The organism is Secundilactobacillus silagincola (assembly GCF_002583405.1).
In the GTDB taxonomy this organism is placed as follows: domain Bacteria; phylum Bacillota; class Bacilli; order Lactobacillales; family Lactobacillaceae; genus Secundilactobacillus; species Secundilactobacillus silagincola.
In genome coordinates this window covers 1-224 of sequence record NZ_BCMJ01000075.1, presented here as the reverse complement: position 1 = coordinate 224, position 224 = coordinate 1, and the positions used below count along the sequence as shown (strand labels likewise).

General features: G+C 50.9%; 1 protein-coding gene. It reads left to right on the top strand.

What is annotated here, in order from left to right; all coding sequences use genetic code 11:
- On the top strand, positions 1-224 hold a 224-nt coding region (locus CES82_RS12645; protein WP_180245758.1), incomplete at both ends, for a hypothetical protein.

Sequence of the window (224 nt, the reverse complement as noted above, 5' to 3'; positions counted from 1 at the left end):
CGGTAGATAACGGTGGTGCTTACAGCAGTGCAGACTTTAAGGCGGTTACAGATGCCGGCAAACCAGGTGATGAGGGTTATACCACTACGGTCACCCGGACGGTTCACTACACGAAGAACCAGGCTACTTACACGAAAGGCGATCCTGGTGATCCTGCTAAGAACGATCCCGAAGGGACGCAAGCTAAGTATCTGGAAGGTACGATCACGGTTAGCCAAAATAAT